Raw genomic sequence first — 3,331 nt, 5'->3', positions numbered from 1 at the left:
GAAAGGTCGGTTCGGTGAGCGCGAGGAGTGCAGCGCAGCGGAGCCCCGCAGTCGCGAATGAAAGGTCGGTTCGGTGAGCGCGAGGAGTGCAGCGCAGCGGAGCCCCGCAGTCGCGAATGAAAGGTCGGTTCGGTGAGCGCGAGGAGTGCAGCGCAGCGGAGCCCCGCAGTCGCGAACGAGAGGCGGGCCCCATGACTGTTGGGCAGGTGTTGCTGGTCGCGGTGCTGGTGCTGCCGGCGGTGGGGGCGGCGCTGGTGGCCGTGCTCCCCGGGGAGCGGGCGGCCCGGCTGCTGGGTACGGCGGTCGCCGGCCTGACCCTGGTCGGGGCGGCGCTGCTGGTGCTCGGCGACCACGGCTGGTTCGGGTACGGTCCGGCTCCCGCCGTGCAGCCCTGGCACGAGGTCGACCTGCCCTGGGTGCCCGGCCTCGACCTGCGTTTCCACCTCGGGGTGGACGGCATCTCCTGGCCGCTGGTGGTGCTGACCGCCCTGCTCACCCTGCTCTGCTGCGGCTACACCGTGCGGCGGGTGCCCGAGGGCCGGGGGAGCGGCCGCGCGCTGGTGGCGTTGCTGCTGGTGGTCGAGGTGGGCATCCTGGGTACCTTCCTCGCCCTCGACCTGGTGCTCTTCTTCGTCTTCTTCGAGGTCGTCCTGCTGCCGATGTACGTGATCATCGCCGGCTGGGGTGGCACCGGCGATGATCTGCCGGCACGCGACGCGGCCCGCGCGGCGGCCCGCAAGTTCGCCCTCTACACGCTCTTCGGCTCGGTGCTGCTGCTGGTCGGCGTGTTCGTCGTGGTGGCCGCCGCCGGCACCGCCGACATCGTCGCGCTGACCGGCGGGGTGGGGCTGTCGCGGGGCACCCAGTTGACCGCGTTCGCCCTGCTCGGGTTGGCGTTCGCGGTGAAGGCCCCGCTCTGGCCGCTGCACACCTGGCTGCCCGACGCGCACACCCAGGCACCCACCGTCGGCAGCGTCATCCTCGCCGGGGTCCTGCTCAAGATGGGCACGTACGGCCTGATCCGGGTGGCCGTCGGGGTGGCCCCGGAGGGTGCCCGCTGGGCCGCGCCGATCCTCGGGGTGCTGGCCGTCGCGGCGATCCTCGTCGGCTCCCTGGTCTGTCTGGCCCAGGACGACCTGAAGCGGCTGATCGCCTACTCCAGCGTCGGGCACATGGGGTTCGTGCTGCTCGGGGTGGCGACGCTGACCGCCACCGGCATCCAGGCGGCGCTGATCGGAAACGTGGCGCACGGGGTGATCACCGGGCTGCTGTTCTTCCTCGCCGGGGCGGTCAAGGACCGGGCCCACACGGGGGCGCTGGCCGAGCTGTCCGGGCTGCGGGAGACCGCGCCCCGGCTGGCCGGTCTGCTCGGCTTCGCGGCGGTCGCCTCGCTCGGCCTGCCCGGCCTGGCCGGGTTCTGGGGTGAGGCGTTCGCGGTGGTCGCGGCCGTCGAGCGGGGCGGGCCGCTGTGGACCACGCTGGCGGTGCTGGCGGCGGTCGGCGGGGCGCTCACCGCCGCGTACTTCCTGCGGTTGCTGCGCCGGGTCACCCACGGCCGGCCCAGCCCGGCGGTGGGCCGGTTCACCCCCGCCCTGGCCGGGGTGGAGCTGACCGCCTGGGTTCCGCTGGTCCTGCTCGCCCTCGCTGTCGGCCTGGCACCCACCCTGGTGCTCGGCTACGCCACCGGCCCGGTGGACGCCCTGGTGGCGGTGGTCCGGTGACGTCCGCAGTCGCGAACGGAGGTGAGCACCGATGAGTCTCGTGCAGAGCGTCGACAACGTGGCGTTGCTGCCGGCGTACCTGGCGGCCGGCACCGCCGTACTCGTGCTGCTGGCGGATCTGCTGGTCGGCCGGGCCGGCGCGACGGTGGCCGTGGCCTGCGCGGGCGTCGTCGCCACCGGGGTCGGTGCGGTGGTGGTGGGCGCGGCCGGCACCCGGCGGACCTTCTGCATGGGGGCCGACTGCTCGTGGGTGTTCGACGGCCGGGCGGCCCTGGTCGCCGGGGTCTTCGCCCTGCTCACCCTGGGGGTGCTCGGGCTCTCCGGGCCGCTGCTGCGGGGCGGTCCGAAGCCCGTCGGGGAGTACTGCTTCCTGCTGGCCTGCGCGATGACCGGTGGCGTGGTGCTGGGCGAGGCCGGTGACCTGATCACCCTGATCGTCGCCCTGGAGACCTTGACCCTGCCGTTGTACGTGCTGGTGGGTCTGCGCCGGGGCAGCCTGGCCAGTGCCGAGGCGGCGGTCACCTTCTTCGTGGTGAGCGTGGTGGCCACGACGGTCACCCTGCTCGGCGCGGCCCTGCTCTACGCGGCGACCGGCGGTCTGCACCTGGGCCGGCTCGGCGGGCTGCTGGCCGACGCGCCCGACCTGCCGCTGGTGCCGGCGGCGGTGGCGTTGGTGGTGCTCGGGCTGGCCTTCAAGGTGGCGGCGGTGCCGTTCCACGCCTGGGCGCCGGCGACCTACGACGGGGCACCGCTGCCGGTGGCGGCCTACCTGTCCACCGCGTCGAAGCTGGGCGGGGTGGTGGCCCTGCTGGCGGTGGTGCAGCGGGCGCTGCCGGCCGAGGTGACCGGCCCGGTGCTGGCCCTGCTGGCGGTGCTCACCATGACCGTGGGCAACCTGGTGGCGCTGCGCCAGCGGCGTACCGTCCGGTTGCTCGCCTGGTCGTCGGTGGCCCAGGCCGGTTACATCCTGGCGCCGCTGGGGGTGCTGGCGTCGGCCGCCGGCCGGGCCGACGACGTCCGGGCCGGCGCGTACGCCGCTGCGGTGGCGTACGCGGTCTTCTTCGTGGTGGTGGAGCTGGCGGCGTTCGCGGCGCTGGTGGCGCTGCGCCCGGCCGGTGCGGACGGCGGCGCGGTGGCGGACCTGCGTGGGGTGGGCCGGCGGCGGCCCTGGGCCGGGGCGGCGTTCGCGTTGGCCCTGGTCGGCCTGGCCGGCCTGCCGCCCGGGCGGGCGGGGTGGTTCGCCAAGGTGACCGTGGTCCGGGCGGTGCTGGACGGCGGGGCCGGCTGGCTGGCCCTGGTGGTGGCGCTGAACGCGGTCATCGGGCTGGCCTACTACCTGCGCCTCGCCGCCACCCTGTACGCCGACCCGACCGCTCCTACCCCTGCCGGGGAGCCGGCCGCGACCGGCGTCCCCGCCCGAACCGGGCAGCCGGCCGCGCCCGTCGGGGTCGCGCCCGGGGTGACGCCCGGCCGGGTGGCCTGGCCGGTCTCCGTGGCGCTGGCCGGGGCGACCGCGCTGGCCGTGGTGATCGGCTTCGCCCCCCAACTGGTGCTGGATCTCGCCTCCCGCTGACCGGCCCGCTCGGAGCTTGCGCCCCGGCGGGCCGGAC

Annotated in this window: 2 protein-coding genes; both read left to right on the top strand. The window is 75.5% G+C overall.

From position 1 onward, the window contains the following. Window positions 1–191: 191 nt before the first annotated feature. A complete protein-coding gene (locus ACOJTC_RS27485; RefSeq protein ID WP_377686022.1) occupies window positions 192–1,721 on the top strand; it encodes a complex I subunit 4 family protein in 1,530 nt (509 codons plus the stop codon). A 31-nt stretch (window positions 1,722–1,752) separates the two neighbouring features. Beyond that, on the top strand, window positions 1,753–3,294 hold the full coding sequence (locus ACOJTC_RS27480; protein WP_420119056.1) for an NADH-quinone oxidoreductase subunit N: 1,542 nt from the start codon (window positions 1,753–1,755) through the stop codon (window positions 3,292–3,294). Window positions 3,295–3,331 lie beyond the last annotated feature (37 nt).

Origin of the sequence: Micromonospora sp., from assembly GCF_048594385.1 — a bacterium.
Classification (GTDB): Bacteria; Actinomycetota; Actinomycetes; order Mycobacteriales; family Micromonosporaceae; genus Micromonospora; species Micromonospora wenchangensis.
Note: the sequence above shows the minus strand (reverse complement) of the source record. Positions and strands in the feature narration are given on the sequence as shown.